The sequence below is a fragment of the Flagellimonas sp. ABD4_174 genome (assembly GCF_056160185.1).
Genome location: NZ_JBSWWP010000001.1, coordinates 2,650,137 through 2,674,858, shown reverse-complemented (window position 1 = coordinate 2,674,858; position 24,722 = coordinate 2,650,137). Strand labels below are relative to the sequence as shown.

Sequence of the window (24,722 nt, the reverse complement as noted above, 5' to 3'; positions counted from 1 at the left end):
TTAGATACATATTTATAGAAACTTTTAATACATTTATACCGCGCAATGAGAACACTAATCCCCACACTATTCCTTTTTGTGCTCGCTTTACAATGTCATGGGCAAGTGGAGCGGGACAAAGCACTCCATTTTTTGGGAGGTAACCTCTTTGGACTTGCAGGGGCAGGAATCGCCAAACAAGCTTCGGATGGTAATCGGATTTGGACCTTTGTGGGTTCCGTGGCCGGAAGTACATTAATTGGACTTGCAAAAGAAACCGTCGATGCAGGACAAAAAAATAATGGCTGGGATAACGACGATTTGGCGGCGACAATTTTAGGAGGTGTTACCGTTGGTGTAACGATCGACCTATTTTCGAAAAAGGACAATCGGAGAAGATTGCGTGGAAGATATTCACACAGGGACCTTAAAACACCAACAGGACCAATTCTTAAACCACAAACCCAATTCGTTGTTTTGGAAGGAAAACTGCCAGCATTGCAAACATTGGGTATATCCGGACAAAAACTTTCGGTTAAATAATTCCCCTGGCCTTTATTTCCAGATATTTATTGATGGTGTTCACCGTTAATTCCTCGGGCTTGGTCAAAATGGTCTGAACGCCATATTTTTGAAGCTCTTTCTGCATCAACCTTTTTTCCAAGGAAAACTTTTCTGCAATCGTTTTATGATAGATTGCTTGGATGTCTTCCGCATCTTCGGCAATAAGCGATTCCAACTCCGTATTTTCAAAGAAAATAACTACCAAAACATGCTTTTTGGCCATGGCCAATAGATATGGCAACTGCCTTTTAAGACCAGAAATATGTTCAAAATTCGTGTACAGCAAGAGCAGACTGCGTTGGTTCACTTTTCGCTTAACATGGGCATACAACATGCCAAAATCGGAATCTGAAAAATCGGTGGAAATGTTGTATAAGCTCTCCATTATTGTGTTGAGGTGGGTGAGCTTCTGCACAGCTGGGACAAAGGTCTCTATTTTTTTGGAGAAGGTGAGCAACCCTGTTTTGTCGTTCCGTTTAAGGGCGACATTGGAAAACGCCAATGAAGAATTAATGGCATAATCCAACAAGCTCAGTCCGTTAAAGGGCATTTTCATTACCCTTCCAGTGTCTATAATGGAGTAAATGGGTTGTGATCGCTCATCTTGGTACTGATTTACCATTAATTGGTTCTTTTTGGCAGTGGCTTTCCAATTAATGGTCCGTACATCGTCCCCTTTAATGTACTCTTTGATTTGCTCAAACTCTTGGGTATGGCCAATGCGTCTTATTTTTTTAAGCCCAAACTCCGTTAATCGATTACTGGTGGCCAAAAAGTCGTATTGCTGCATTTGTATGATGGATGGATAAACCGGTACCATTTGATCCTTTTGGAACACAAACTTTCTTTTAATTATCCTAAGCGGAGAGGAAGCAAACACAATAAGATTGCCAAACACATATTCTCCGCGCTCAACAGGGCGAAGTAAATATTCAAACAAATGAGGTTCTCCTTTTATTAATTCGGTTTTGTGTTCAAAATCCCTTTTTTGAAACTGAACAGGTAATTCATCGATTATAGAAACGAATGCCTTAAAAGGAAACTTGGAAGTCAGTTGAACCGCCAGTTTGTTCTGGTCGCTGTTAGATAATTTCTGCGGTAGATTTCTTTGGGCTCGAATACCATTTTTTGTAGCATACATTAAATAAAGGTCCAGAAAGAATAGAGCCATTAAAAGATATACCAACAACCACGCTATCGGGTAAAGTACAGGAACCCAAAAAGAGATTACAAAACATGCGGATAGAACGGCAATGTACCTAAAAAAGATGTTATGTATGTATAGCGACCGAAAAAATGACATGCCTATCTGGGGATTTCAACTGATTCCATGATCATGGCAATCACATTTTCAGTGGTCATTCCCTCCATTTCTCGCTCTGGGGATAAAATTACCCTATGATTAAGCACAGGGAGCAATGCTTTTTTTACATCCTCCGGGATTACAAAATCCCGGCCGGAAATAGCGGCAAAGGCCTTAGCGGCCGTTAACGTTGCAATGGAAGCTCTGGGAGAAGCGCCCAAATACAAATGTGGATGGGTTCTTGTCAGGTTTATAATGTTGGCGATATAATCCAGAATTTTTTGTTCTACGACCACCTCGTGGATGTTCTTTTTAAATTCCAACAGTTTTTTTGGCGACAAAACTGCTTTTATTTGATCTTGTGGTTTTTCGCCCTTACGTTCGTGATGGTTCTTGAGTATTGCAATTTCTTCCTCGACCGAAGGATAGCTTACTTTAATCTTAAAAAGAAAGCGGTCCAGTTGTGCTTCGGGAAGAGCGTAGGTACCCTCTTGTTCAATCGGGTTCTGAGTGGCCAGAACCATAAAAGGCTCGCTCATTTTATAGGTGGTGCCATCAACCGTAGCCTGTCTTTCCTCCATGGTCTCAAAAAGGGCGGCCTGGGTTTTGGCGGGAGCACGGTTTATCTCATCGATCAAAATAATATTCGAAAAAATGGGCCCCTTTTTAAATTCGAACTCCGTGGTCTTTGCATTGAAAACCGAGGTTCCCAGAATATCGCTGGGCATTAGATCGGGGGTAAACTGAATGCGGTTAAACTCTGTTTTGAGGGTTTTTGCAAAAAGCTTGGCGGTAACCGTTTTTGCAATGCCGGGGACACCCTCGATCAAAGCGTGCCCATCCGCCAATATGGATATGACCAGTAGTTCTATAAAATCTTTTTGCCCAACAATTATGGTGGACAACTCCTTTTTTATCTGCTCTACGGTATTCCTAAGTTCTTCCAAGGGTACCCTGCTGTTAAAGTCCAAGTCGTTTGTTTCGTTATTTTCCATCAACGTTTGCTTTAAATGCTTGTATTTTATTGTTCAGATTTTGTAATTCTATTTCGGTAATATGGTCTTTGGTTCTCAAATTTACGATCAATCCCATTAAGGACCTTACTTCCTCTTCCGTGGAATTGCCACGTATGGCCAGGTGCTTCAAAAATGTTTCATCCTCCAAATTTTGGGTGGAAACATGCAGTTTGATCCTTAAGTATTCCAAAAAGTACTCAGTTTTATGTTTTGTGATTAATTGTAACTCTCCTTTTTCAAAATACATGTCTGCAATGGTCCGTGTAAACGCCAAGGTCTGATTTTTTAGTGGGGGTACCACGGGAATGGCGCGTTGTTTCCGTTTCCCTTCAAAAACAATATAGATCAATGCGCCGATAAGTGCCAGATAGTAAGCCCATTTAAACTCTTTGGTGTTCAGAAAAAGATACATCGGAGAAGTATAGAAGGATTTACCGGATTTGTGGAAGTTGTCCATAAATATTGGCCCTTTCTTGGGAAGATAGGCCAAAAGCCCTGCGGTGTATTCCAAATTGTTATCCTTTAGGATAAAGTAATTGGTAAATGCTTTGGGAAAGGCGCTCAAAACAATTTCTCCCTTACCGAATGATTGTTTTAAGGTATTCACATATTTTTTGATGGTTTCCGTGCTATCACCTTTAGCCTGTACTTCACCTAAAATTGTGGTTCTCAAGGTATCTATTTGATCAAAACCAGTGGTATAATAATCTTTGGTGAATTTGACTTTTGGACTTTGCAATTTTGGGTTGACCAATTGATAATGAAAAATGGGCGCCAATTGTCCACTATTATATACATTTTGAATATCTAAGTTGAGGGTATCCAACAATTTTCTTTCAAAAGAGTTCGACGCCACAAATAGGTGGTTGCCCTGTTCTACCCATTCCAATAGGGCATTGAGCTCGGCTTCTTCAAAAGAAACGGATTCATTCACAAAAAAATAGGCGCCTTGTATGGAATCGGTGCGGGTCAACAGTTCAAAAGGCGGTTTTTGTACTTGCTGAATCCTATTTGGAAAGTATGTTTCCATGAGATCGTTCAGTACGTAGGTGCCGTAAGGAATTTTATGATGGGACACGAACGATGGAAACCAATTTACTTTTTTGGGTTTATTGTATTCCATCACAAAAATGATTCCTAGCGCAAGCCCACCTATTATAATATAGATCCATCCTTTTTTAGACATTGTTCAATGCATTTTTTAAGGATTTGAAAATGGTTTCGGCTTTGGTATAGCGTTCCCAGTTTAACTCAAACTCGCCGTACCATACATAATCATAAAGAACGGTGGCTCTGCCAAAATCGTCCAACAACGGACTTGTCGATAATTCCTCCAAATAATCATCGTTGGTTTTTTGTTGTTGCCAATCTATCCATTCGTGTTCAGATAATAATTGTAGGATAAACAGGTATTGATATCGAATGGCAAGGCGGTAATTTTTATCGCTCAGGGCATTTTTTATCAACTGCTCAATATCTTCATTTTTAATAATGTGTTCATCTTCCGACAATGAGACCATGTTGGGGTTCTTATTTTTTTTACCCTTGCCCTGTATGTTCGACCTTACAAAAAGGCGGATTACCAAATACAGGAATAGGGCAAGGAGCAAATAGGGGAGAATCTCCAAAAACACGGCCAAATAGCCTTCTGCATTGCCTACACCAAAGATCCACTCAAAAAATCTGCGTAAAAGATTGTAGAACCAGTTGATCACATCCGTGAACCACGTGCTTTCCGTTTTTACCTCTTCATAATTGAATTTTGAATCATTCTTATAGGTATCCAGGTCACTTTTTTGGAACTGTACAGGGGCGATATCCGATTTATCATACTTAACAAGGGTGTCGTTCTGGGCAAAAAGAATTGTCCAAGAAAAAAGTACGTATGATAAGATCAGTAATTTTTGCATCTATTCCTCCGATGATTTTCCCAGGCTTTCGATGCGTTCAAAAGTACCTGTAAAATTTTTCTTTTCGTTTAGGTTGAAAAATATCAAGGAAGTGGCCACCAAAAAAATGATGTTCATTAAGAATTGGACCAAAGTGCTCAGAATATTTAAAATGAGATAAATGGGGTCGTTAAAAACATTCATACTTTCAGCATCCATTTCTCCGGAAAACACCCCCATTTTTATCCACATATAGATTACACTGGGCAAACTAAAAGCATAGGAGGCAATCGCCACGATAATATAGATCACAAAAAGGGTCGCAAATGTGATCCACCAGTTTTCCTTGATCAGGGTAAAACTATATTGATAGGATTCCATGGCATCTTTTTTAAGAAATACCAGAATGGCAAAAGATATGGAAAGAGGAACGGCTAAATATATTCCGGGAATTACGCAAAGAAAGATGCCGACCATTACCGACAGGCCTACCAAAATCCCCAAGCCGATTAGCGACCAAAATGAGCCGTACACCCCTTTGTGGATCTCCTCAAAGTTTATGTTTCCCTTATTGTTGATGTACGATTTTATGTAATGTAACACGGTGCCTTGTGCCAGAACGTAGGCTGCAACGGAACTGAACATCAAAGCCGCTACGGCCAAAACCATAATAATGGGCGAGAATGCCGCGCTGGGGGTGCTCCCAAAGGTGCTTAAACTAAAAATATCGCCTATAGTGTACATGTAGAACCCCATGGAGATCAGCATAACCAAAATATAGGGCCCCACAATTTTTAAAATGGTCCTAAAAAATGTTTTAAACTCGTTTCTAATAAAACCGAAACAGTCCGAAAGAATTTCTCCCAGTTCCCGTTGCTTTTTAAACTCGATATATTTATTGGTTGTTTGCATGTTGGTTTTTTCTATGGATTTGATTTGGATATATAATGTAATAGAATATGATCAATGCTAACGAAGACAGTATAATTAAAATTGCCAACCAGTCCGGCATTTCGGTGTGCCGGGTTACAAACCCTTCCAAGAAGCCGGCCATAATAAAAAAAGGAACGGTGCTCACCATTATTTTAAGGCCATTTTTAACCCCTCTTTTAAACGATTCCAATCGAGTGTAAGTGCCAGGGAATAAGATTCCATTGGCCAAGACCAATCCGGCACAGCCTGCGATAACGATTACGGAAATTTCTATGGTACCGTGGATCCAAATGGTTCTTGCGGATTCCCATAACAATCCTTTTTCGTAGAAAAAGTATTGAAAACTTCCTAACATAATACCGTTCTGCATCATAATATAAAGTGTGCCCACGCCCAAAAAAATCCCAAAGGCAAATGCATATATGGCGACTTTGATGTTGTTTATGGTAATGCCCAAGAACATATTAAAAGCGCCTTGTTCCTTATACACGGCCATTGGGTCGCCTTTTTCAATATTTTCCAGGGTCATGTTTACATAGCCGTTACCTAAAATGGATCGTACAAAGTCACCTTCGTTTGCAGAGGAGAAAGCACCCACAACCGCAAAAAAGGAAAATACCAAGAATGAAATCAGCAATTCCCGATGATGGTTCTTGAACATGGTCGGAAACTCGATTTTCCAAAAATGTACAATACGGTTTCTGGATTCCCGTTTGGTCTTGTAAATTTTCTGATGTGCTTGGGAGGCAAGTGTGTTTAGATAAATCTGCGTGTTGCTGCCCGGGTAAAACGTTTTTGCGTAACTCAGATGATCGGTAATCTCAATGTAAAGATCCGAAAGCTCGTCTGGGTGAAGTTGTCCTTTGTGGAGCAGAGCATTTTCAAAAGCGGCCCATTTATCCTTATTTTGCCTTACAAAAGCGGCCTCGCGCATTAAATCTTTTGGTTTAAAAGTAAAGAAACTAATTTATGGAACAATTTCAAATAGAAACGGCCCAAAATATAACTATCAACCAAAACACGTCTCACTTGGGTGAGCGTATGCTGGCTTATATTATAGATAGCTTTATTATTATGGTGTATTTTATTTTGATGATTGTTTTTTTGGTTTCGTTGGATATCGAGATCGAAGATCAATGGGCCTTCTATTTAATACTCAGTTTACCTGCTTTTTTTTATTATTTACTTTTTGAAACCTTGATGGATGGCAAGACCATAGGTAAGAGTGCCATGAAACTAAGAGTGGTCAAGTTGGATGGCTCCAAACCTAACTTTGGAAATTACTTTGTTCGCTGGGCCCTGCGCATTATAGATGTGAGCCTAACCTCTGGAGGAGCTGCAGTACTCACTATTTTGATCAGGGGTAAAGGCCAGCGTATTGGAGATATAGCCGCGGGAACTACAGTGATCAGTGAAAAAAAGCGCATATCCCTAAAGGATACCCTATTACGTGAATTGCCCGAAGATTATAAACCCACCTTTCCGCAAGTAACGGTTTTTAAGGATCAGGAAATGCAGACCATCAAAGAATTGTATGACAAGGCCAAATTGAATGGAAACCATAATATTATTGTTTCTTTGGACCAAAGGATCAAGGAGGTGACGAAGGTGCAGACTTCGTTACAACCTATCGAATTTGTGGATGTGGTCATCAAGGATTACAACTATTACACTCAAAAAATGTAAGGATGTTATATCAAACCATTGATATTTTAGGAACCATAGCTTTTGCTATTTCTGGGGTTTTGGTGGCCATGGAAAAACGGTTGGACCTCTTCGGGGTTTTAATTATTGCATTTGTTACGGCCATTGGCGGTGGTACACTTAGGGATTTGCTGATTGGTAATACACCGGTGGGTTGGATGCAGGACCTGACCTATGTAACCACTATTTTTATCTCCGTAGTATTTGCCATTATTTTTGTGAACAAACTTAAGTATTTAAGGCGATCGTTGTTTTTGTTCGATACAATTGGTATCGGACTTTATACCATGGTCGGTGTGGAAAAAGGGTTGGAAGCAGAGTTATTGCCCATTATGTGTGTTTTTCTCGGTACTATGACAGCCTGTTTTGGTGGCGTAACCCGTGACATCCTTTGCAATGAGATTCCCGTTATTTTTAGAAAGGAGATTTATGCCACGGCCTGTATTTTAGGCGGTGCCAGCTATTTCTTGTTTTCCCAGTTCCCGATAAAGGAAAGCTACGCTTACATTGCTGCGATTTTGGTTGTGATAATTATTCGCTTGATCGCGGTTGTTTTTGGAGTTAGCTTACCGAGTATCTACAAGAAAGCAGCTTAAAAGATCGTCCCTAACTTTTTAAGAATTTGAATTAATGCTTTTTTAGCGGCGTTAACCCTGCCTTAATCTTTTTTACGTTTTTGTTAGTCTTTATCAGGGTTATATAGTTCTACATTGCTTATCGAGCAAACTAAATAACCGATTATTCAATGAGGACATCACGATCACTTAAAATTTTCATGTTCATACTGGTTTCCATTATGGGATTCCATCAATTAATGGCACAGGGATGCGTTGCCATTAGGCATTTCTCATCTTGTGTTGGAAACACTTTGGAAAACAATTTGTTAGGTCCGGGCGACATACAGGTTGGTAGTAACTATAGGTATTTTAAATCTTTTCGACACTTTAGGGGCACGGAAGAAGAACCCGATAGAGTTTCCAATGAAACAGAGGTTATCAACCATTCGCATTCCTGGGATTTCTTTTTAACCTATGGTATATCGGATAGGTGGTATGCCAGTATAACGATTCCGACCGTAATAAATACCAGATCGTCCTTGTACGAACATGGTCGAGAAGAGCGCAATACCACATTTTCCAGGGGTTTGGCGGACATTCGAGCAGGTGTGGGCTTTTGGTTGTTTGATCTCGAAAAAAATCAAAATGGAAATTTGGCATTGGGATTGGGTGTAAAGTTGCCTACCGGCAACTACAACGCATCCGATATTTTTTACAACGTGGGACCCAACGATGGGCCACAGGTGAGACCTGTTGATCAAAGTATACAGCCGGGAGATGGTGGTTTTGGAATAACGTTGGATTTTCAGTTTTATCGAAAGATCGGAGAAGGTTTTTTTGCCTATGGGGGTGGTTTTTATCTTTTAAACCCAAGAGAGACCAACGGAACAAGAACCTTTAGGGAAACTTTAAGTCCTATTCTGCAAAATGAAGCAATTATGGCTGTTCCAGATCAATTCTCTGTCCGTGCAGGGGTCAGTCATCTTATAAGTTCCTCCATTTCAGCTTCATTGGGAGCAAGGTATGAAGGCGTTCCGGTAAAAGACCTTATTGGAGGCAACGCGGGTTTTAGAAGGCCGGGAAACGTACTTTCCATTGATCCCGGTATAGCATTTATTAAAGATAACTTTTCATTGAACCTTAATGTTCCGGTCGCAGTGAGAAGAGAGCGTCCCCAAAGTGTGACCGACCTTCAAACACAAGAAGTTACAGGTGAGCTCAGAGCGGGAGATGCTGCTTTTGCGGATTATTTGATCAATGTGGGGGTGTCCTACAGATTCTCCCAAAACAGGGTAAAGGTAAATCCTGAACTAATGAATGAATTCAAGAATTAAATCCCGATCTTTTGAAAATATCGTTTAAAGAAAAATTGCTCGTTGTTTCGGTAGGTCTGATATATTGTTGGTTTGGTGGGTTAAAGTTTTTTCCAAATCTAAGTCCTGCCGAAGATTTGGCAAAGAACACCATACATCAGCTTACTTTGGGCCTAATACCGGATCAAGTCTCCATTCTGATTTTGGCCATTGGCGAGGTTACCTTGGGTATTTTATTGATTGTTGGTTTTATGCGCCAACAAGCTGTAGTTCTATCGTTGATTCATATGGCCTGTACATTTTTGCCTCTTTTCTTTTTTCCTGGGGAAGTTTTTGGTGAAGAGCCGTTATCGCTCACCTTGCTCGGTCAGTACATATTAAAAAATCTGATCATTGTGGCTGCCCTTGTTTCGGTTTATGAAAAAAAGACAACAACGACCAGAAGAATTTTGGAAAAAGAAATTCCAAAACAAAGTTTGGTGACCAAGGTATGGGTTACAATAAGCAGTTATAAATAAATTTATAATACTTCGGCTTTCAGAATATAAATGTTCTGCCAAGGCCAATCCCCATCACCGACCGGAACATTGTTAATGGCATCCACAACATCCATTCCTTCTACCACACGGCCAAATGGAGTGTAAGATCCATCAAGGTGGTAGGACCCCGGGTTTGTTACCACTATAAAAAATTCGTAGGGCGAAGCCAGTTTGTGTGGGTTGTCCCTTTCGCTACTGGGCATGGAAATTGTGCCCCTATGGTGCTTGTGCCCTTTTTTGGCATCGGGCGGTAGTAAATATCTACCGATTTTACCACGTTTTTTAGCAGTACGCTTATCGTCCGAATTGCCCCCTTGAATTATAAAGTCCTTGACCACTCTATGGAATTGTGTACTATCAAAATAATGTTGTTTGGCCAAATAGATAAAATTTGCCTTATGGTATGGAACATTGTCATACAGCTCTACAGTAAAACTTCCCATGGTCGTGGTAATCCTTACCCTGTTTTTTTTTAGGGTCTTGGCATAGTTAAAAAAGAAATCGATGGCATTTTCCTCCGTTAGTTTGAACGGTTCTTCCTCTTCTTCGACTTTTAGGGAATCCACTGGGGCCTGTGCAAGGCTATCCGTATTTGCAATATTTTCCTGAACTTTGTTGTTTTCTTTTTTTGGTGATTCTCCGCATGAAACGAATAAAAGAAATAATAAACTTGTGATTAAAGCCGATTGTCTCAACAGCATGGATTTTAATGAATTTTATCAACTTGCTCTAAAATTAAAAAATCTCCCACTTCCGGGAACGGATTCTCACAATAAAATGTCTCCGGACCTTCGGATTCAGTGGTTAAAACAGAACAAGGTGGAAGATGTAAACCCAAAAAGGGCAGGGGTTATGGCTTTGTTCTATCCGGATGTTGATCAAGAGACCAGGCTTCTTTTAATTCTTAGGAAAGTGTATAAAGGGGTACATTCCAACCAGATCGGATTCCCGGGCGGAAAAGTGGAAAAGATGGATAAAGACTTAAGGGATACCGCTCTTCGGGAAACACACGAAGAAGTGGGTGTGCCTCCAAAAGAGATAGAAGTGATCAAGGGATTAAGCGAAGTGTATATACCGCCGAGCAATTTTTTGGTAAAACCATATATTGGAGTTTACCCGCAGCCCAAGCCATTTGTAAAGGAAGAAAAAGAAGTAGAGAGTCTGGTAGAGGTCTATTTAAAGGATTTTATGGACGATTCCAACCATATTCAAGAAATATTGAGTACATCCTATGCAAAAAATATCAATGTACCGGCCTTTAAGTTAAATGGTTACACGGTTTGGGGGGCTACCGCCATGATGTTGAGCGAGATCAAAGAACTTTTACGGCAAGTGCTTTAATCGCTATTTTGTAAATTTGCAATCTAATCAACACAGCACATGGGGCTATTCAAGAAGAACCCTTTTGGACATATCTTATTTTTAAAACGATGGTTGATTCGTATCGCTGGCATGATGACGCATCAACGTTATAAAGGATTTAATACACTTGAAATCGAAGGATCACAGGTAATTCGTGAACTTCCTGAGAACAATGTACTTTTTGTAAGCAACCATCAAACATATTTTGCCGATGTGGTGGCTATGTTCCATGTTTTTAATGCCAGTTTAAAGGGCAGGGACGATTCCATTAAAAATTTGGGCTATTTATGGAACCCCAAACTCAACATTTATTATGTTGCGGCCAAGGAGACCATGAAAAAGAGTCTCTTGACCAAAATTTTGGCCTACGCAGGCTCCATTAGTATTGAAAGGACTTGGAGAGCGGATGGACAAGATGTGAACCGGCAAGTAAAATTCAGCGACATTTCCAATATCGGGAAAGCGCTGGACGACGGATGGGTAATAACCTTTCCGCAGGGGACCACTACGCCTTGGAAACCTTTGCGAAAAGGAACGGCGCATATTATTAAAAAGTACAGACCCATCGTGGTGCCCGTTGTTATAGATGGTTTTCGTAGGTCTTTTGATAAAAAAGGCCTTCGTGTTAAAAAGAAGGGGATTTTGCAGTCCATGCAAATAAAAGAACCTTTGGATATTGATTACGATAACGAATCCATTGCTTCCATTTTGGAAAAATTGGAGTACGCGATTGAGCAACACCCATCATTCCTTAAAGTAATTCCACAAAAAGAGCTTTTGGCCTACGAAGAGGAAAATCAAAAAAGACGTTACAGTTACAAGGGCAAACTGGAAAGCTAGACTTCCAAACGTTTGAGGTCGTTGTAGTTTCTGCGAAGCCTTTTTAATAAAATTCCATAGAGCAGTTTGTAAAACAGCCAGATCAAAAATAGGATTATGGCAGTAAAAACCACGGAAATACCGATTACCATGGCCCAAAATGCCATAGTATTCCCATCCTGTGAGGCAGCCTCGATAATTTTTTTGCCCTCGGGTCCATAAATAAGTACGCCGTACATATTTATGATTAGATAAGTAGTGAAAATGATGAGGTTGAACCAAACATATTGGGTAACGGTTCGTTTTACTTTTAATATGGTTTTCATCAAATTACGGGACGAATCCGTGAAGGATATCTTTTTGTAATTGTTGTAGAACTTAAGTATAAAATATAGGATTATACCGTAGTTGACCACGTTTAGAACCATAATCACCTTATGAATGTGCATGGCTTTGAGCTCCTCCATGGTCTCCGGTCCGCTAAAAATAATATTGATTCCGGCCCAGAACACAAACTCGATAATGCTGATATAGAAAATCCACTTAACTATGGAGGAGGATTTTTTCTTGATCATCGGATATATCTGCTCATAGGACAACTTGGGAAGGTTCGCTTCCCGTTTTTGCCAATCTTTTTTTAACAGCTCCAGTTCATCCAACATAACTATGGATTTAATATGGTTTTTAATTTTGTTTTCACCCTGCTCATTTTCACCCTTGCATTTACTTCGGATATACCCAGTGTTTCGGCGATCTCCGAATAATCCTTGTCCTCCAGATAAAGAAAAACCAAAGCCTTGTCGATATCGCCAAGTTGTTTTATGGCGTCGTACATCAGTTTTAATTGGCGCTCCTCGGTATCGTCGTAATCGGTAGTCTTTATCTTATAGAGTACCGAATCAAAATCCTGGGTCTTTACCCTTTTTTTGGATTTGCGGTACAACGTTATCGCTGTATTAAGGGCTACGCGGTACATCCATGTACTAAACTTGGAATCCCCTCGAAACTTTGGATATGCTTTCCACAACTGAATCGTGATTTCTTGGAACAGATCGTTGTGCGAATCTTTGTCGTTGGTATATAGACTGCATACCTTATGGACAATGTTCTGATTGTCCTCAAGTTCCGTAACAAATCGATGTTCCAGTTCTTTGTTCACTAAGCGGTTGGTAAGTTTGCTCTACTTAATAGTAGTACAAAAGTAGAATTTGTTACACTTTAAATTGAAAATTTCTATTTACGATAGTCCAAAGCGGGCGGTCTGTTGCCTAACATCGGCACATAAGTAAAGTCTTTTCCTCTTCTGTCCTGCAGTTCTTTTTTGGCAGCTTCCACTGTTTTGGTATCTTGAAAAAGGTCCATTGCGGTCAAGGATAGGGTTTTTGCGGCCACCATCATCCCTTTGTGCCCAATGCTCATACCACCTGCCGCAACAGCTTGCCAGCTATGGGCGGGAGTACCGGGCACCCAAGTGGCGGCCCCCATTCCCGCGGTGGGTACGGTAAAACTTACATCACCTACATCTGTAGAACCAAAGGCACGTGCCGTTTCGCGGTAAGGTTGCACGGTTTCTACGGTTTTTAGATCAAGACTTGGTTTGCCCAGACTTTTAGAAATTTTTTCGGCGAAGGCTATTTCCTCATCACTATAAGTAAAACCGCCAACGGTCGTTAGGTTATCATGCATTATTTTTTGTAGGGTAAGGTTGGGTAAAAGTTCATGTGTGCCCCCGATCATTTCATATTCCATGGTTGTACCTGTGCCCAAGGCAGCACCTTCTGCAGCCTTTACAATTCTATCAAAAATATCTACGACCACATCCCTTGTGTTATGTCTTGCGTAGTAATACACCTCGGCATAGTCGGGCACAACATTTGGAGCTTTGCCTCCATCTGTTATTACGTAATGTATTCTGGCTTCTTGTGGAATATGTTCCCTCATCATGTTGACCATAGCGTTCATGGCCTCCACACCGTCCAGGGCAGATCTTCCCATTTGAGGAGCTGCGGCTGCGTGGGCAGAAACACCGTAAAACCTAAATTTGGCAGATTTGTTGGCCAATGCAGCACCTGCACTTGCCGCGTTGGCAGCACTTGGGTGCCAATGTAAGGCCACATCCACATCGTTAAAAACACCTTCTCGGACCATGTAGACTTTTCCTGATCCACCCTCTTCTGCAGGGCATCCATAAAATCGAATGGTTCCTTTAATATTGTTGGCTTCCATCCAATCTTTTACAGAAATTGCGGCAGCAGTGGAGGCTGTACCAAATAGATGGTGACCACAGGCATGTCCGGCGGCACCACCTGCCGATTTTTTCTCGGGAACTGCTTCTTGGGATAATCCGGGCAAGGCATCATACTCCCCTAAAATGGCAATTACGGGATAACCGGAACCATATTCCGCCTTAAAAGCCGTTGGAATGCCTGCAATACCGGCGTCTATGGAGAAACCAGCTTCAGACAAGGTTTTCTGTAAAAGGGCCGAACTTTTTTCTTCTAAATAGCCCATTTCCGCTAGGCCCCAAATTTCGTGGGCAATTTCAATATAGGTTTCAGATTTTGATTCTAATTGGTTAATGACATCCTTTTTCTTTTTTTGAGCATGTACGGCAATTGCGACAAAAAGGAACAATACACCGAAGGGGAGTAATTTTTTCATGGTTGGAAGGTTTTTGAGTTAGCGCTTAAATATACAAAAAAACAGTCCCGAGATGGTATGTGCTGATGCGGAATACGTAAATTTGTAGGTATGTCTAGCATGAACATTCCTCAATCCAGTTTTCCCAGGGTCGTTATCATCGGCGGTGGTTTTGGTGGTATAGCATTGGCCAAAAAACTTAGTAAGAAAGAAGCACAAGTAGTGCTTTTGGATATGCACAATTATCACAACTTTCAACCCTTGCTTTACCAAGTTTCTACGGGTGGATTGGAACCCGATTCCATTGCCTATCCCATTCGAAAAGTATTGCAGGGTTATCCCAATTTCTTTTTTAGGTTGGCAAATGTTGAAGAAATAAAAACGGATACCAAAAGGGTTAAGACCAATATAGGTGAAATTTTCTACGACTATTTGGTTGTGGCGACCGGTTCCGAAACCAATTTTTTTGGGAATAAAGGTATAGAGACCAAAGGAATGGCCATGAAGACGATTCCACAGTCGTTGAACCTGAGAAGTTTGATCTTGGAGAATTTTGAGCAAGCTCTGCTTACCGATGATCTCCACGAGCGTGATGCTTTAATGAATTTTGTTATTGTGGGTGGTGGACCTACAGGAGTTGAACTGGCAGGGGCATTGGCCGAGATAAAAAAAGGGATACTGCCCAAGGATTATCCCGATCTGGATACACGTAGAGCGCAAATAAATTTGGTACAGGGCGGCGACAGGCTTTTACCGGCCATGAGCGCAAAAGCTTCACAAAAGGCCGAAAAATTCTTGGAAGAGCTAGGGGTAAATGTTTGGAAAAATATTCGGGTAACCGATTATGATGGCAAACGTGTATCCACCAATACAAAGACTATTTTTGATGCGGAAACCTTGGTTTGGGCCGCTGGGGTTAAAGCGGTTGGTCTTAAAGGTTTGGATGCCGAGGAAATGCTTTGTAGGGGAGAGCGCTTAAGGGTCAACCATTTTCATCAAATTGAGGGCTTGGAAGACGTTTTTGCCATTGGCGACGTGGCTCAAATGGAAAGTGAGGACTATCCCCATGGCCATCCCATGATGGCACAACCCGCCATTCAGCAAGGAAGGAACCTGGGTAACAATTTAGTTCGCCTGCTCGAGGGTAGGCCCATGAAACCTTTTGTGTATAAAGATAAGGGGAGTATGGCCACGGTGGGCAGGAACAAAGCAGTGGTGGATATGCCCAATTTTAAGTTTCAAGGGGTATTTGCCTGGTTTGTGTGGATGTTCGTACACTTATATTTTCTTATCGGTTTTAGGAATAGGGTGGTGGTATTTATCAACTGGGTGTACAATTATGTCCGCTTCGATCGAGAGGCCCGATTGATCATTCGCCCATTTAAAAAACAGAATAGGGTAAAGCGGGATAACTTAGTAAAAAATTAAGCGTCTTTTTTTCTTGGATGAAACTCATGGAGCACTTCCATCAAGTGTTTCCTGTTAACATGCATGTACACTTCGGTTGTGGTAATGCTCTCGTGCCCCAACATTTGCTGTATGGCCCTTAGGTCGGCGCCGTTTTCCAAAAGATGGGTGGCAAACGAATGGCGAAAGGTATGGGGGCTGATATTCTTTTTAAGCCCAATCGTTTCGGCAAGTCGCTTTATTATGGTAAAGATCATGGCGCGGGTAAGTTTTTTACCCCTGCGGTTGAGAAAAACAAAGTCTTCGTGCTCCTTTTTTATCGGCAAGTGTACACGGATCTCATTACGATAAATATCAATGTATTTTTGGTTCACCTGGCTGATCGGTACAAATCGCTGTTTGTTCCCCTTCCCCGTTACTTTAATAAAATCCTCATCAAAATACAAATCCGAAAGTCTTAGGTTGATGAGTTCCGAGACCCTTAGTCCACACCCGTAAAGGGTTTCCAATATGGCCCTGTTCCTTTCTCCCTCGGGCTTCGACAAATCGATTGCGGCTATCAGTTCATTGATTTCGTCTTCGGAGAGGGTGTCCGGCAGTTTTCTGCCAATTTTTGGTGTTTCTATCAAGTCCATCGGATTATCCTCCCGGTAATCTTCAAAAACCAAATAAATAAAGAAGCCTTTAAGGCCAGAGATAATGCGAGCCTGTGTTCTAGGCGTTACCACCTTGGCGATCTCGTAGATAAATTGTTGAATGGTATCCTTATCGATTTCGATCGCATTTTCAACTATGCCTTGCTCTTCCAGATAGCCCACAAGTTTTTGAATATCCATGGAATAATTGGAAATCGTATTTGGTGATAGTCCCCGCTCGATTTTTAAGTAGTTTTGGTAATCTTTTATCGCTTGATTCCACTTCATACATTCAAATATAAGCACATAATATCTTCAAAATTAATTCCAATTGCGCATTGGTCAATTCAGAATGCCCTTTGGTCAAACGTGGGCGTTAAAATTGTGTTGGTTTAGCTAATTTCCCAACATGGATTGTTATTGTTTGGACAAAAATAAATTTGTGTCGTTGGTCGGAAAAATGGTAAAAGAGGTACTTTTTTAGAGATGATGGCGTTCTGGTGTTAATAAAATTTTAACAATGAAGAATAAGACATATGTACTGGTGATCATCGCTCTGATTACGGTAAGCTTTTCATCTATGGCACAAAGAGTGGATCGAACAAATTTTAAAGCGGGTGTTCATGCAGGGGTGCCCTTCGGTGATATTTCCGATTTGGCAAATTTTGAAATAGGTCTGGATTTGGGTTATCATTGGGCACTTTCGGAATTAATAGATGCCGGCTTGTCCACAGGTTTTATGAACGTTTTTGTGAATAACGATACGGTAGAGTTTGGCTCGTTTGTGCTAGAAGGGGATTTTCCGAATATCCAATATTTACCGGTTGCAGCCGCATTACGGATATATCCCACTTACGATTTTAAACTGGGAGCCGATGTTGGGTATGCCGTAGGGGTTAACCAAGGGAATTCGGGAGGGCTTTATATACGTCCCATGGTGGGAGTGAATGTAGGTAGGAGCACCGAAGTAAATATATCGTACGTGAAAATTAGTGACGATTACGATTTTTCAATGGCTGCTTTGGGCATCCTGTTTTTGTTTTAATATAAAGAATTGACTGTCATAACCCCAAATCTTACAGTTAACTATATGAATATTAACCATTAATTACACTTAAAAATGAAAAAATTACTTTTTGTTATTGCATTGGTTATGATGGGCAATTTGGCAGTAAAGGCCCAAACCAATTATCGTGCTGCTTTGGGACTGGGAATCGACCTTTACGACGAAGCCACTTTTTTTGGAGCCTCCGGTAAATACTTTTTCTCCGATAACCATGTGGGACAGGCCGATTTGGGGTTCGAGGACAATGCTACCATTGCTACTTTTTTGTACTCTTACCACAAAGGATTTTTTAGGGCACCTGGCCTGCGTTGGTATGCGGGAGTGGGGCCGAGTATAATTTTCATCAAAAATTCCGATAATATATTTGCCCTGCGCCCTCATTTAGGACTCGATTTTAAGATCGATGGCGTTCCATTGGTGTTGAATTTTGATTGGCGCCCATCCGTTGTTTTGAGCGATGTAGGTGAAAATGAAGTGGCAGCTTTTGGCTTTGGTCTGCAATTTGCATTCGATAATTAAACTATTTTTGGACAAAAGATATTGAGGACGGGATCATCCCGTCCTTTTCTTTTTATTGTATTTTTGAATTTATGAAGCTAATGATCATTAACGGACCCAACTTAAACCTGTTGGGCAAGCGAGAGCCAAATGTGTATGGGAGCACTACTTTTGAAGACCACTTTGCCCAGTTACAGCAAAAATTTCCTAATGTGGAATTGGAATATTTTCAATCCAATATAGAAGGGGAGCTTATTGGTAAAATCCAAGAAGTAGGTTTCAATTATGATGGGATCATATTAAATGCCGCGGCCTATACGCACACATCCGTTGGTATTGGTGATGCCGTGAAAGCAATAAATGCTCCGGTGGTAGAGGTGCATATTTCCAATACCCATCAACGGGAGGAATATCGCCATGTTTCTTACATATCCCCTGTTGCCAAAGGAGTTATCCTAGGCTTTGGATTGCAAAGTTACGATTTGGCGGTTCGGAGCTTTTTAGGCTAACTCTTTTAAATACACCTTATCTGCGTAGAATGTACCAAAGGGTAGGAGCGAAGCAATAAAAAGCATGGTAAACCTTTTAAGGTTCCATTTTCTTTCCCTACAAAAAACTATGGCCACCACTACATATAGAATAAACAATACTCCATGAGCCATACCAACAACTTGGTTTGGTTCAGGAATATCCGCCCAATGCTTTAACGGCATGGTCATTCCGAAAAGGAGTAGATAGGAAATACCTTCTAAAATAGCAGTGGCCCTAAAGATTTTTAGCATAGCTTATAAATGGATTACTTCATCATAAGCATCTGCAACAGCTTCCATAACGGCTTCACTCATGGTCGGGTGTGGGTGTACTGCTTTCAACACTTCATGGCCTGTAGTTTCCAGTTTTCTGGCCACAACAGCTTCTGCGATCATGTCGGTAACGCCAACACCGATCATGTGGCAACCTAGCCACTCTCCATATTTGGCATCGAAAATAACTTTTACAAAACCATCTGGCGTACCAGCTGCTTTGGCCTTACCACTTGCAGAAAATGGGAATTTACCAATTTTAAGGTCGTAGCCCTGTTCCTTGGCCTGCTTTTCTGTTAAACCAACAGAAGCAATTTCTGGGATACAATACGTACAGCCTGGAATATTTCCATAATCCAAAGCTTCAACGTGCATACCGGCAATTTTTTCTACACACAGTATTCCCTCAGCGGAGGCAACGTGGGCCAAGGCCTGTCCGGGAGTAATGTCTCCAATGGCATAATACCCAGGTATATTGGTTTGGTAGTAATCGTTTACCAGAACTTTATCCCTGTCCGTAGCGATACCCACATCTTCCAAGCCAATGTTCTCTATATTTGTTTTGATTCCAACGGCGGATAGAACAATATCGGCCTCAAGGACTTCTTCGCCTTTTTTTGTTTTTACGGTGGCTTTAACGCCATCGCCAGAAGTATCCACTTTGGTTACCTCGGCAGAAGTCTTAATTTTCACCCCTGCTTTTTTGAAGCTACGCTCCAATTGTTTTGAAATGTCCTCATCCTCAACAGGAACAATGTTCGGCATGTATTCTACAACGGTAACCTCTGTACCCATAGAATGGTAGAAGTAAGCGAACTCCATTCCTATGGCGCCACTACCGACCACGATCATTTTTTTAGGCTGCTTTTTTAGGGACATTGCTTCGCGATACCCTATAACCTTTTCACCATCCTGAGGTAAACTTGGCAACTCACGGCTGCGTGCCCCGGTGGCAATAACAATATGATCTGCAGAATATTCGGCAGTTTCTCCGTTTTCTGTTTTAACCTCGATTTTTTTGCCCGGTTTTACTTTTCCGAATCCATTGATTACCTCAATTTTGTTCTTCTTCATTAGGAACTGAACACCCTTGCTCATTCCATCGGCTACACCGCGGCTTCTCTTAACAACAGCATCAAAATCGTGTCCTACTTCTTTGGCATTTAATCCGTAGTCCTCGGCATGTTTTAAATATTCGAAAACTTGAGCGGATTTTAGAAGGGCCTTGGTCGGGATACATCCCCAATTAAGACAAACGCCTCCTAAACTTTCTTTTTCTACAATAGCTGTTTTGAATCCCAATTGTGACGCTCTGATGGCTGTAACGTATCCACCCGGACCACTTCCCAAAACAATTATATCGAACTTGCTCATTAGATTTTGATTTTAGTTGTTAGATTTTGAAATCTGCCATCGATTGGCAGGTGCAAAAGTACGGAAATCAAACTCCATTTCCCAAGTTGAAAAATGTCAAATATGGGTTTGTTTGTTAAATCAAGCTTTACCGGAACCAAACATCTTTTTGTTGAAGGCTTTGGACTCCCCTTTGGGTATGGATAAGGATATCCATTCCGTACCTTTTATCATTTTTCCTAGAAAAACAATTTGCCCCACATGGCTGGCGTAATGTGCCAATTGACGATTTGTTGCCTGAACCACTGTGTGGGCTTCGCCCCGTATAAAAATGGTTTTATTAAAATTGGAAGAATCAATGCTTTCCAATGCATCAAAAATACATTGCCACCCTTCTTCCCATGCAGTAATCATCTCTTTTTTGGTCGAAAATGGTTTTTCGAACTCCATATCGCGTTCCCGCCATTCCTTTTCACCATCTTCCGAAAAGAAATTGGTCCATCTGCTCAGCATATTTCCCCACAAATGTTTCACGATATTGGCAATGGAATTATCTGTTTCTGTGTATTTCCACAGAATGTCGTCATCAGAAATTTGGGTAAAAGTTCGGTCGCCCATCAATTTATAACGCTGAAATTCGAAGGCTACAGTATTTAGGTAATCTTTTTGAAAGTCCATTTAAGTCCCGGGATCAAAATCAATACTGATGGAATTGATACAATAGCGTTGCCCGGTGGTTTCTCGAGGGCCATCGTTAAAAACATGCCCCAGATGGCTACCGCAATTGGCGCAAACGGTCTCGGTTCTGATCATGCCATGCGATGTATCCCGGATGTATTCAATGGCGCCTTCAACCGCTTGGTCAAAAGAGGGCCAACCGCATCCACTTTCAAATTTGTGTTCGCTAGTGAACAACTTGGCGTTACATGCCCTGCAGTGATAGTCCCCATTTTCAAAATGAAGGTCGAATTCACCCGTGAAAGGTCTTTCCGTACCTTTTTGTCGCAAAACATAGAATTCCTCAGGGGTAAGTTGTTGTTTCCACTCCTCTTCGGTCTTGTTTACACTGTATTTTTTGTCCATATGATTTTTAAATCCACAAGTTATTGGTTGTCCGGGATAAAATCAAGGGCCGCACCGTTAATACAATGTCTTTTTCCGGTCGTGTTCCTAGGGCCATCGTTGAACACATGGCCTAGGTGCCCTCCACAAACGGCGCAATGTTCCTCGGTGCGGGGCACTCCAATTTTATAATCTGTGTCGTAAGCAACATTACCTTCGATTTCTCGATCAAAACTGGGCCAACCAGTACCGGAATCAAATTTGTGCTCGCTCCGAAATAGGGGTGTTTGGCAACCGGCACAGACGTAGGTGCCTTTTGCCTTTATGTCCAGTAGTTCACTGGAAAAAGGGTTTTCTGTTGCCGCTTTTCTAAGTACGTAATATTCGATGTCGGTAAGTTCGTCGCGCCATTCGGCATCCGTTTTGTTGACTTTAAAAGCGGTTTCGGATTTTTCTTCTTTTTTCTCTTCTTGCGATGTACCCTTGCAACTGGTGAATACGATCAAAACGAGCAATAGCAATTTTTTTCCCATTCTTCTTTTTATTTAGTTGGACGTAAATAACTGGCTGTCCTAACAAAAAGATACAAAAAAGTCCCATGGATTGCCAATGGGACTCTTTATTCTGTAGGAATTATGATCTAGTTGATATCCATTTTCGTAATCTGTTCTTCGTTGATATTGAGGGCAGACATAACGCTTTCCATATTGGAAGCATCAAAATCAGAAGCTTCGGCATATTCGCTCGGTACAAACACAATTCTGAACAATTGGTTGTCCGTAAAGTCGGTACTCAATCCTGATAAATCGAAATTCCCATCTATAAAAAGTTCCAGATCCACAAAGGTGTGGGCAAACACATACTGAATGGTGCCTTGATCTAAGAAATAATTTTGTGGGATTTGTGTCCATGCATCTGCCGTAGAGCCATCGTTTAGGTCAATTACACCATCATGCCTGTACACCAAAACGGCGTCCGATTCAAAAACTTCAAAATTGGTCACGTCGGCAAATGTGATCAATGTGCTAAAAAGGTTGTCTTCTGGGATATAACCAAAGTCAACGCCTTCTACTTCCACAACCTGCCCTTGGATTCCGTCCAACCCATCTTGTCCGTCCAATCCATCGAGTCCGTCGAAGCCGGGAGGTCCTTGTGGTCCTTCACAAGCGGCAAAGAATAGTAAAAGAAATGCGCCTAAAATTGTACTAAATTTATTCATGATTTTTGGATTTTTGATTTGTGTTATGTTTTTACTGTTGTTGCAATAAAATCAAAAAGCGTTCCATTTTTAAAAAAATGTTGTTTATACCATCATACCCGATTTCAAAATCGTATTCTTCCGTAAAGATGCGTATTATTGTATAAGTGCAAAACCCTCATATATGTCCAAGGTAGTTCCACATAGTTTTTTTACGGATTTTGATATTGATCTTTTTAAAGGAGGCAAACATTTTCGTCTATACAACAAATTAGGGTCGCACCTGACCGAGGTAGACGGCAAAAAGGGAACTTATTTTGCGGTTTGGGCACCCACTGCAAAATCCGTGAGCGTTGTTGGTGATTTTAATCATTGGACCGTTGGTGAGCATGAACTTTTTGTGCGATGGGACAGTAGTGGAATTTGGGAAGGATTTATACCCGGGGTGGACAAGGGGACCAAGTACAAGTATAAGATTCACTCCAACAACAACGACATTTGGACCGAAAAAGCCGATCCATTTGCCCGGTATTGCGAGCAACCGCCACAAACGGCCTCGTTGGTCTGGGACGATGATTATAAATGGATGGATAACGATTGGATGGCATCCCGCGAGACCAAAAATAGTCTCGATAGTCCGTTCTCGGTTTATGAGGTGCATCTTGGCTCTTGGAAGAAGAAAAATGGTTGGGAGTCCCTGAGCTATTTGGAAATGGCGGAGCAACTGGCCGATTATGTCGAGGAAATGGGCTTTACCCATGTGGAGTTTATGCCGGTTATGGAATATCCATATGATCCGTCTTGGGGGTATCAAATTACAGGTTATTTTGCCCCAACTTCCCGTTTTGGCAAGCCAGAGGATTTTAAAGTTCTTGTGGAGGCGATGCACGAGAGAGGTATAGGTGTTATCATGGATTGGGTGCCATCCCATTTTCCAGAAGACGCCCACGGCCTTGGTTTTTTTGACGGATCCCACCTTTATGAGCACCCAGATAGGAGAAGAGGCTACCATCCCGATTGGAAAAGTTTAATTTTCAACTACGGTCGGAACGAGGTTAGGGCCTTTTTGATCAGTAATGCGATATTTTGGCTCGACCAATACCATGTGGATGCACTTCGGGTAGATGCCGTGGCATCCATGCTCTATTTGGACTATTCCCGCGAAGATGGTGAATGGGAGCCCAATATGTACGGCAACAATGAGAATCTGGAAGCGTTGTCCTTTTTAAGGGAAATGAACCAAGAAGTTTACGCAAGTTTTAAAGGAGTACAGACCATTGCCGAAGAATCCACTGCCTTTTCTGGAGTTACCAAACCGGTAAATTATGGTGGTCTAGGGTTTGGAATGAAGTGGATGATGGGGTGGATGCACGATACATTGGAGTTTTTTAAGAAAGACCCGGTCCATAGATCTTATGATCTAAATATGATCAGTTTTAGCCTAACCTATGCCTTTACGGAAAACTTTATGTTGCCCTTTTCACACGATGAGGTAGTGTATGGCAAACAATCATTGTTGTATAGGATGCCCGGCGACGAATGGCAGAGATTTGCCAATCTAAGAATGTTGTTTGGGTATATGTTTACGCACCCAGGCGGCAACCTGCTTTTTATGGGAGGAGAGTTTGGCCAATCGTCCGAGTGGAACTTTCAGGAGAGCTTGGACTGGCATTTGACCCAGTACGATTTTCATTCTGGAATCCAAGAAGCGGTAAAAGACCTGAACAAAATGTACAAAAATAATCCAGCGCTGTACGAAAAACAGTTTAGTCCCGAAGGTTTCCAATGGATCGAATACAATGATCGGGAGAACACGGTAATATCTTATATTAGAAAAGGAAACGACCCTAAGGATGACCTGATCGTAATTTGCAACTTTACTCCGGTTCCAAGGAAAAATTATAGACTTGGTGTTCCCAAGACCACTACCTTAAAACAAGTTTTTAACAGCGACGATACAAAATACTCTGGTAGTGGTATGGGCAAAAAAACAATGAAACCAACCAAAACCCCTTGGAACGGTCAACAACAATCCGTTTTGGCTACCTTACCACCCTTAAGTGTAGTGGTCTACAAGTAAAT

Annotated in this window: 29 protein-coding genes; 12 read left to right on the top strand and 17 right to left on the bottom strand. The window is 41.4% G+C overall.

Features of this window, described 5'->3' with window-relative positions; genetic code table 11:
* The first annotated feature begins 45 nt into the window (after window positions 1-45).
* A complete protein-coding gene (locus ACXAFK_RS11885; RefSeq protein WP_474957902.1) occupies window positions 46-522 on the top strand; it encodes a hypothetical protein in 477 nt (158 codons plus the stop codon).
* On the opposite strand, the gene ACXAFK_RS11880 is transcribed toward ACXAFK_RS11885, so the two are convergent.
* The 6 genes from ACXAFK_RS11880 to ACXAFK_RS11855 are packed head-to-tail and all read right to left on the bottom strand — an operon-like array spanning window position 515 to window position 6,618.
* Complete coding sequence (locus ACXAFK_RS11880; RefSeq protein WP_474957901.1) at window positions 515-1,846, bottom strand: DUF58 domain-containing protein; 1,332 nt, start codon at window positions 1,844-1,846, stop codon at window positions 515-517. The genes ACXAFK_RS11885 and ACXAFK_RS11880 overlap by 8 nt on opposite strands.
* 2 nt (window positions 1,847-1,848) lie before the next feature.
* Window positions 1,849-2,841: an AAA family ATPase gene (locus ACXAFK_RS11875; protein WP_474957900.1), complete on the bottom strand. Its 993-nt coding sequence runs from the start codon at window positions 2,839-2,841 to the stop codon at window positions 1,849-1,851.
* A complete protein-coding gene (locus ACXAFK_RS11870; protein WP_474957899.1) occupies window positions 2,831-4,048 on the bottom strand; it encodes a DUF4350 domain-containing protein in 1,218 nt (405 codons plus the stop codon). Before ACXAFK_RS11870 ends, ACXAFK_RS11875 begins: the two co-directional genes overlap by 11 nt.
* Window positions 4,041-4,772: a DUF4129 domain-containing protein gene (locus ACXAFK_RS11865; protein ID WP_474957898.1), complete on the bottom strand. Its 732-nt coding sequence runs from the start codon at window positions 4,770-4,772 to the stop codon at window positions 4,041-4,043. The genes ACXAFK_RS11870 and ACXAFK_RS11865 overlap by 8 nt, the downstream gene beginning before the upstream one ends.
* Window positions 4,773-5,663, bottom strand: a complete 891-nt coding sequence (locus ACXAFK_RS11860; RefSeq protein WP_224836484.1) for a hypothetical protein — start codon at window positions 5,661-5,663, stop codon at window positions 4,773-4,775.
* On the bottom strand, window positions 5,647-6,618 hold the full coding sequence (locus tag ACXAFK_RS11855) for a stage II sporulation protein M (protein WP_224836485.1): 972 nt from the start codon (window positions 6,616-6,618) through the stop codon (window positions 5,647-5,649). The genes ACXAFK_RS11860 and ACXAFK_RS11855 overlap by 17 nt, the downstream gene beginning before the upstream one ends.
* Before the next feature lie 35 nt (window positions 6,619-6,653).
* Between ACXAFK_RS11855 and ACXAFK_RS11850 the strand changes: the two genes are divergently transcribed.
* From ACXAFK_RS11850 to ACXAFK_RS11835, 4 genes are all read left to right on the top strand, one after another.
* On the top strand, window positions 6,654-7,370 hold the full coding sequence (locus ACXAFK_RS11850; RefSeq protein ID WP_224836486.1) for an RDD family protein: 717 nt from the start codon (window positions 6,654-6,656) through the stop codon (window positions 7,368-7,370).
* A gap of 2 nt (window positions 7,371-7,372) precedes the next feature.
* Window positions 7,373-7,984 (top strand): trimeric intracellular cation channel family protein, encoded by a 612-nt coding sequence (locus tag ACXAFK_RS11845; RefSeq protein ID WP_474957897.1) that lies wholly within the window; start codon window positions 7,373-7,375, stop codon window positions 7,982-7,984.
* Between the two features lie 179 nt (window positions 7,985-8,163).
* On the top strand, window positions 8,164-9,279 hold the full coding sequence (locus ACXAFK_RS11840; protein ID WP_474957896.1) for a hypothetical protein: 1,116 nt from the start codon (window positions 8,164-8,166) through the stop codon (window positions 9,277-9,279).
* 11 nt (window positions 9,280-9,290) lie between these two features.
* A complete protein-coding gene (locus ACXAFK_RS11835; RefSeq protein ID WP_474957895.1) occupies window positions 9,291-9,776 on the top strand; it encodes a hypothetical protein in 486 nt (161 codons plus the stop codon).
* A gap of 2 nt (window positions 9,777-9,778) precedes the next feature.
* Here ACXAFK_RS11835 and ACXAFK_RS11830 read toward each other — a convergent pair whose 3' ends face one another.
* Window positions 9,779-10,498 carry a peptidylprolyl isomerase gene (locus ACXAFK_RS11830; RefSeq protein WP_474957894.1) on the bottom strand — a complete coding sequence of 240 codons (720 nt, stop codon included), beginning with the start codon at window positions 10,496-10,498 and terminating at the stop codon, window positions 9,779-9,781.
* Between ACXAFK_RS11830 and ACXAFK_RS11825 the strand changes: the two genes are divergently transcribed.
* Window positions 10,497-11,138: an NUDIX hydrolase gene (locus ACXAFK_RS11825; RefSeq protein ID WP_474957893.1), complete on the top strand. Its 642-nt coding sequence runs from the start codon at window positions 10,497-10,499 to the stop codon at window positions 11,136-11,138. The two genes, ACXAFK_RS11830 and ACXAFK_RS11825, sit on opposite strands and share 2 nt — an antisense overlap.
* A gap of 39 nt (window positions 11,139-11,177) precedes the next feature.
* Window positions 11,178-11,999 (top strand): lysophospholipid acyltransferase family protein, encoded by an 822-nt coding sequence (locus ACXAFK_RS11820; protein ID WP_224836492.1) that lies wholly within the window; start codon window positions 11,178-11,180, stop codon window positions 11,997-11,999.
* Here ACXAFK_RS11820 and ACXAFK_RS11815 read toward each other — a convergent pair.
* From ACXAFK_RS11815 to ACXAFK_RS11805, 3 genes are all read right to left on the bottom strand, one after another.
* Window positions 11,996-12,640 carry a hypothetical protein gene (locus ACXAFK_RS11815; RefSeq protein WP_224836493.1) on the bottom strand — a complete coding sequence of 215 codons (645 nt, stop codon included), beginning with the start codon at window positions 12,638-12,640 and terminating at the stop codon, window positions 11,996-11,998. The genes ACXAFK_RS11820 and ACXAFK_RS11815 overlap by 4 nt on opposite strands.
* 2 nt (window positions 12,641-12,642) lie before the next feature.
* Window positions 12,643-13,137 carry an RNA polymerase sigma factor gene (locus tag ACXAFK_RS11810; protein WP_224836494.1) on the bottom strand — a complete coding sequence of 165 codons (495 nt, stop codon included), beginning with the start codon at window positions 13,135-13,137 and terminating at the stop codon, window positions 12,643-12,645.
* Between the two features lie 74 nt (window positions 13,138-13,211).
* Entirely contained in the window at window positions 13,212-14,639 is a 1,428-nt protein-coding gene (locus ACXAFK_RS11805) for an amidohydrolase (RefSeq protein WP_224836495.1), read from the bottom strand.
* 99 nt (window positions 14,640-14,738) lie between these two features.
* Here ACXAFK_RS11805 and ACXAFK_RS11800 point away from each other — a divergent pair, with 99 nt between their 5' ends.
* On the top strand, window positions 14,739-16,046 hold the full coding sequence (locus ACXAFK_RS11800; RefSeq protein ID WP_224837037.1) for an NAD(P)/FAD-dependent oxidoreductase: 1,308 nt from the start codon (window positions 14,739-14,741) through the stop codon (window positions 16,044-16,046).
* Here ACXAFK_RS11800 and xerD read toward each other — a convergent pair.
* On the bottom strand, window positions 16,043-16,948 hold the full coding sequence (xerD, locus tag ACXAFK_RS11795) for a site-specific tyrosine recombinase XerD (RefSeq protein ID WP_474957892.1): 906 nt from the start codon (window positions 16,946-16,948) through the stop codon (window positions 16,043-16,045). The genes ACXAFK_RS11800 and xerD overlap by 4 nt on opposite strands.
* Before the next feature lie 232 nt (window positions 16,949-17,180).
* Here xerD and ACXAFK_RS11790 point away from each other — a divergent pair, with 232 nt between their 5' ends.
* From ACXAFK_RS11790 to aroQ, 3 genes are all read left to right on the top strand, one after another.
* Complete coding sequence (locus tag ACXAFK_RS11790; RefSeq protein ID WP_474957891.1) at window positions 17,181-17,705, top strand: hypothetical protein; 525 nt, start codon at window positions 17,181-17,183, stop codon at window positions 17,703-17,705.
* Between the two features lie 75 nt (window positions 17,706-17,780).
* Window positions 17,781-18,245 (top strand): hypothetical protein, encoded by a 465-nt coding sequence (locus tag ACXAFK_RS11785; protein ID WP_224836498.1) that lies wholly within the window; start codon window positions 17,781-17,783, stop codon window positions 18,243-18,245.
* A gap of 71 nt (window positions 18,246-18,316) precedes the next feature.
* Window positions 18,317-18,733 carry a type II 3-dehydroquinate dehydratase gene (gene aroQ, locus ACXAFK_RS11780; RefSeq protein WP_293295964.1) on the top strand — a complete coding sequence of 139 codons (417 nt, stop codon included), beginning with the start codon at window positions 18,317-18,319 and terminating at the stop codon, window positions 18,731-18,733.
* Here aroQ and ACXAFK_RS11775 read toward each other — a convergent pair.
* The 6 genes from ACXAFK_RS11775 to ACXAFK_RS11750 all read right to left on the bottom strand — a co-directional run bounded on the left by ACXAFK_RS11775 (window position 18,725) and on the right by ACXAFK_RS11750 (window position 22,661).
* A complete protein-coding gene (locus ACXAFK_RS11775) occupies window positions 18,725-19,006 on the bottom strand; it encodes a DUF3817 domain-containing protein (RefSeq protein ID WP_252080078.1) in 282 nt (93 codons plus the stop codon). The genes aroQ and ACXAFK_RS11775 overlap by 9 nt on opposite strands.
* A gap of 3 nt (window positions 19,007-19,009) precedes the next feature.
* Window positions 19,010-20,401, bottom strand: coding sequence for a dihydrolipoyl dehydrogenase (gene lpdA, locus ACXAFK_RS11770; protein ID WP_293295960.1), 1,392 nt, complete (start codon window positions 20,399-20,401; stop codon window positions 19,010-19,012).
* A 120-nt stretch (window positions 20,402-20,521) separates the two neighbouring features.
* Window positions 20,522-21,058 (bottom strand): DUF1572 family protein, encoded by a 537-nt coding sequence (locus ACXAFK_RS11765; RefSeq protein WP_474957890.1) that lies wholly within the window; start codon window positions 21,056-21,058, stop codon window positions 20,522-20,524.
* Window positions 21,059-21,463: a peptide-methionine (R)-S-oxide reductase MsrB gene (msrB, locus tag ACXAFK_RS11760; RefSeq protein ID WP_474957889.1), complete on the bottom strand. Its 405-nt coding sequence runs from the start codon at window positions 21,461-21,463 to the stop codon at window positions 21,059-21,061.
* Between the two features lie 20 nt (window positions 21,464-21,483).
* Window positions 21,484-21,975, bottom strand: coding sequence for a peptide-methionine (R)-S-oxide reductase MsrB (msrB, locus tag ACXAFK_RS11755; RefSeq protein ID WP_474957888.1), 492 nt, complete (start codon window positions 21,973-21,975; stop codon window positions 21,484-21,486).
* Between the two features lie 107 nt (window positions 21,976-22,082).
* On the bottom strand, window positions 22,083-22,661 hold the full coding sequence (locus ACXAFK_RS11750; protein WP_224836504.1) for a collagen-like triple helix repeat-containing protein: 579 nt from the start codon (window positions 22,659-22,661) through the stop codon (window positions 22,083-22,085).
* A 163-nt stretch (window positions 22,662-22,824) separates the two neighbouring features.
* Here ACXAFK_RS11750 and glgB point away from each other — a divergent pair, with 163 nt between their 5' ends.
* Window positions 22,825-24,720: a 1,4-alpha-glucan branching protein GlgB gene (gene glgB, locus ACXAFK_RS11745; protein ID WP_474957887.1), complete on the top strand. Its 1,896-nt coding sequence runs from the start codon at window positions 22,825-22,827 to the stop codon at window positions 24,718-24,720.
* Window positions 24,721-24,722 lie beyond the last annotated feature (2 nt).

Excerpts from the sequence above, each read along its gene's own strand:
- ACXAFK_RS11885 (WP_474957902.1), top strand. The coding sequence starts at position 46 with ATGAGAACACTAATCCCCACACTATTCCTTTTTGTGCTCGCTTTACAA.
- ACXAFK_RS11880 (WP_474957901.1), bottom strand. The coding sequence starts at position 1,846 with ATGTCATTTTTTCGGTCGCTATACATACATAACATCTTTTTTAGGTAC.
- ACXAFK_RS11875 (WP_474957900.1), bottom strand. The coding sequence starts at position 2,841 with ATGGAAAATAACGAAACAAACGACTTGGACTTTAACAGCAGGGTACCC.
- ACXAFK_RS11870 (WP_474957899.1), bottom strand. The coding sequence starts at position 4,048 with ATGTCTAAAAAAGGATGGATCTATATTATAATAGGTGGGCTTGCGCTA.
- ACXAFK_RS11865 (WP_474957898.1), bottom strand. The coding sequence starts at position 4,772 with ATGCAAAAATTACTGATCTTATCATACGTACTTTTTTCTTGGACAATT.
- ACXAFK_RS11860 (WP_224836484.1), bottom strand. The coding sequence starts at position 5,663 with ATGCAAACAACCAATAAATATATCGAGTTTAAAAAGCAACGGGAACTG.
- ACXAFK_RS11855 (WP_224836485.1), bottom strand. The coding sequence starts at position 6,618 with ATGCGCGAGGCCGCTTTTGTAAGGCAAAATAAGGATAAATGGGCCGCT.
- ACXAFK_RS11850 (WP_224836486.1), top strand. The coding sequence starts at position 6,654 with ATGGAACAATTTCAAATAGAAACGGCCCAAAATATAACTATCAACCAA.
- ACXAFK_RS11845 (WP_474957897.1), top strand. The coding sequence starts at position 7,373 with ATGTTATATCAAACCATTGATATTTTAGGAACCATAGCTTTTGCTATT.
- ACXAFK_RS11840 (WP_474957896.1), top strand. The coding sequence starts at position 8,164 with ATGTTCATACTGGTTTCCATTATGGGATTCCATCAATTAATGGCACAG.
- ACXAFK_RS11825 (WP_474957893.1), top strand. The coding sequence starts at position 10,497 with ATGGATTTTAATGAATTTTATCAACTTGCTCTAAAATTAAAAAATCTC.
- ACXAFK_RS11830 (WP_474957894.1), bottom strand. The coding sequence starts at position 10,498 with ATGCTGTTGAGACAATCGGCTTTAATCACAAGTTTATTATTTCTTTTA.
- ACXAFK_RS11820 (WP_224836492.1), top strand. The coding sequence starts at position 11,178 with ATGGGGCTATTCAAGAAGAACCCTTTTGGACATATCTTATTTTTAAAA.
- ACXAFK_RS11815 (WP_224836493.1), bottom strand. The coding sequence starts at position 12,640 with ATGTTGGATGAACTGGAGCTGTTAAAAAAAGATTGGCAAAAACGGGAA.
- ACXAFK_RS11805 (WP_224836495.1), bottom strand. The coding sequence starts at position 14,639 with ATGAAAAAATTACTCCCCTTCGGTGTATTGTTCCTTTTTGTCGCAATT.
- ACXAFK_RS11800 (WP_224837037.1), top strand. The coding sequence starts at position 14,739 with ATGAACATTCCTCAATCCAGTTTTCCCAGGGTCGTTATCATCGGCGGT.
- xerD (WP_474957892.1), bottom strand. The coding sequence starts at position 16,948 with ATGAAGTGGAATCAAGCGATAAAAGATTACCAAAACTACTTAAAAATC.
- ACXAFK_RS11790 (WP_474957891.1), top strand. The coding sequence starts at position 17,181 with ATGAAGAATAAGACATATGTACTGGTGATCATCGCTCTGATTACGGTA.
- ACXAFK_RS11785 (WP_224836498.1), top strand. The coding sequence starts at position 17,781 with ATGAAAAAATTACTTTTTGTTATTGCATTGGTTATGATGGGCAATTTG.
- aroQ (WP_293295964.1), top strand. The coding sequence starts at position 18,317 with ATGAAGCTAATGATCATTAACGGACCCAACTTAAACCTGTTGGGCAAG.
- ACXAFK_RS11775 (WP_252080078.1), bottom strand. The coding sequence starts at position 19,006 with ATGCTAAAAATCTTTAGGGCCACTGCTATTTTAGAAGGTATTTCCTAT.
- lpdA (WP_293295960.1), bottom strand. The coding sequence starts at position 20,401 with ATGAGCAAGTTCGATATAATTGTTTTGGGAAGTGGTCCGGGTGGATAC.
- ACXAFK_RS11765 (WP_474957890.1), bottom strand. The coding sequence starts at position 21,058 with ATGGACTTTCAAAAAGATTACCTAAATACTGTAGCCTTCGAATTTCAG.
- msrB (WP_474957889.1), bottom strand. The coding sequence starts at position 21,463 with ATGGACAAAAAATACAGTGTAAACAAGACCGAAGAGGAGTGGAAACAA.
- msrB (WP_474957888.1), bottom strand. The coding sequence starts at position 21,975 with ATGGGAAAAAAATTGCTATTGCTCGTTTTGATCGTATTCACCAGTTGC.
- ACXAFK_RS11750 (WP_224836504.1), bottom strand. The coding sequence starts at position 22,661 with ATGAATAAATTTAGTACAATTTTAGGCGCATTTCTTTTACTATTCTTT.
- glgB (WP_474957887.1), top strand. The coding sequence starts at position 22,825 with ATGTCCAAGGTAGTTCCACATAGTTTTTTTACGGATTTTGATATTGAT.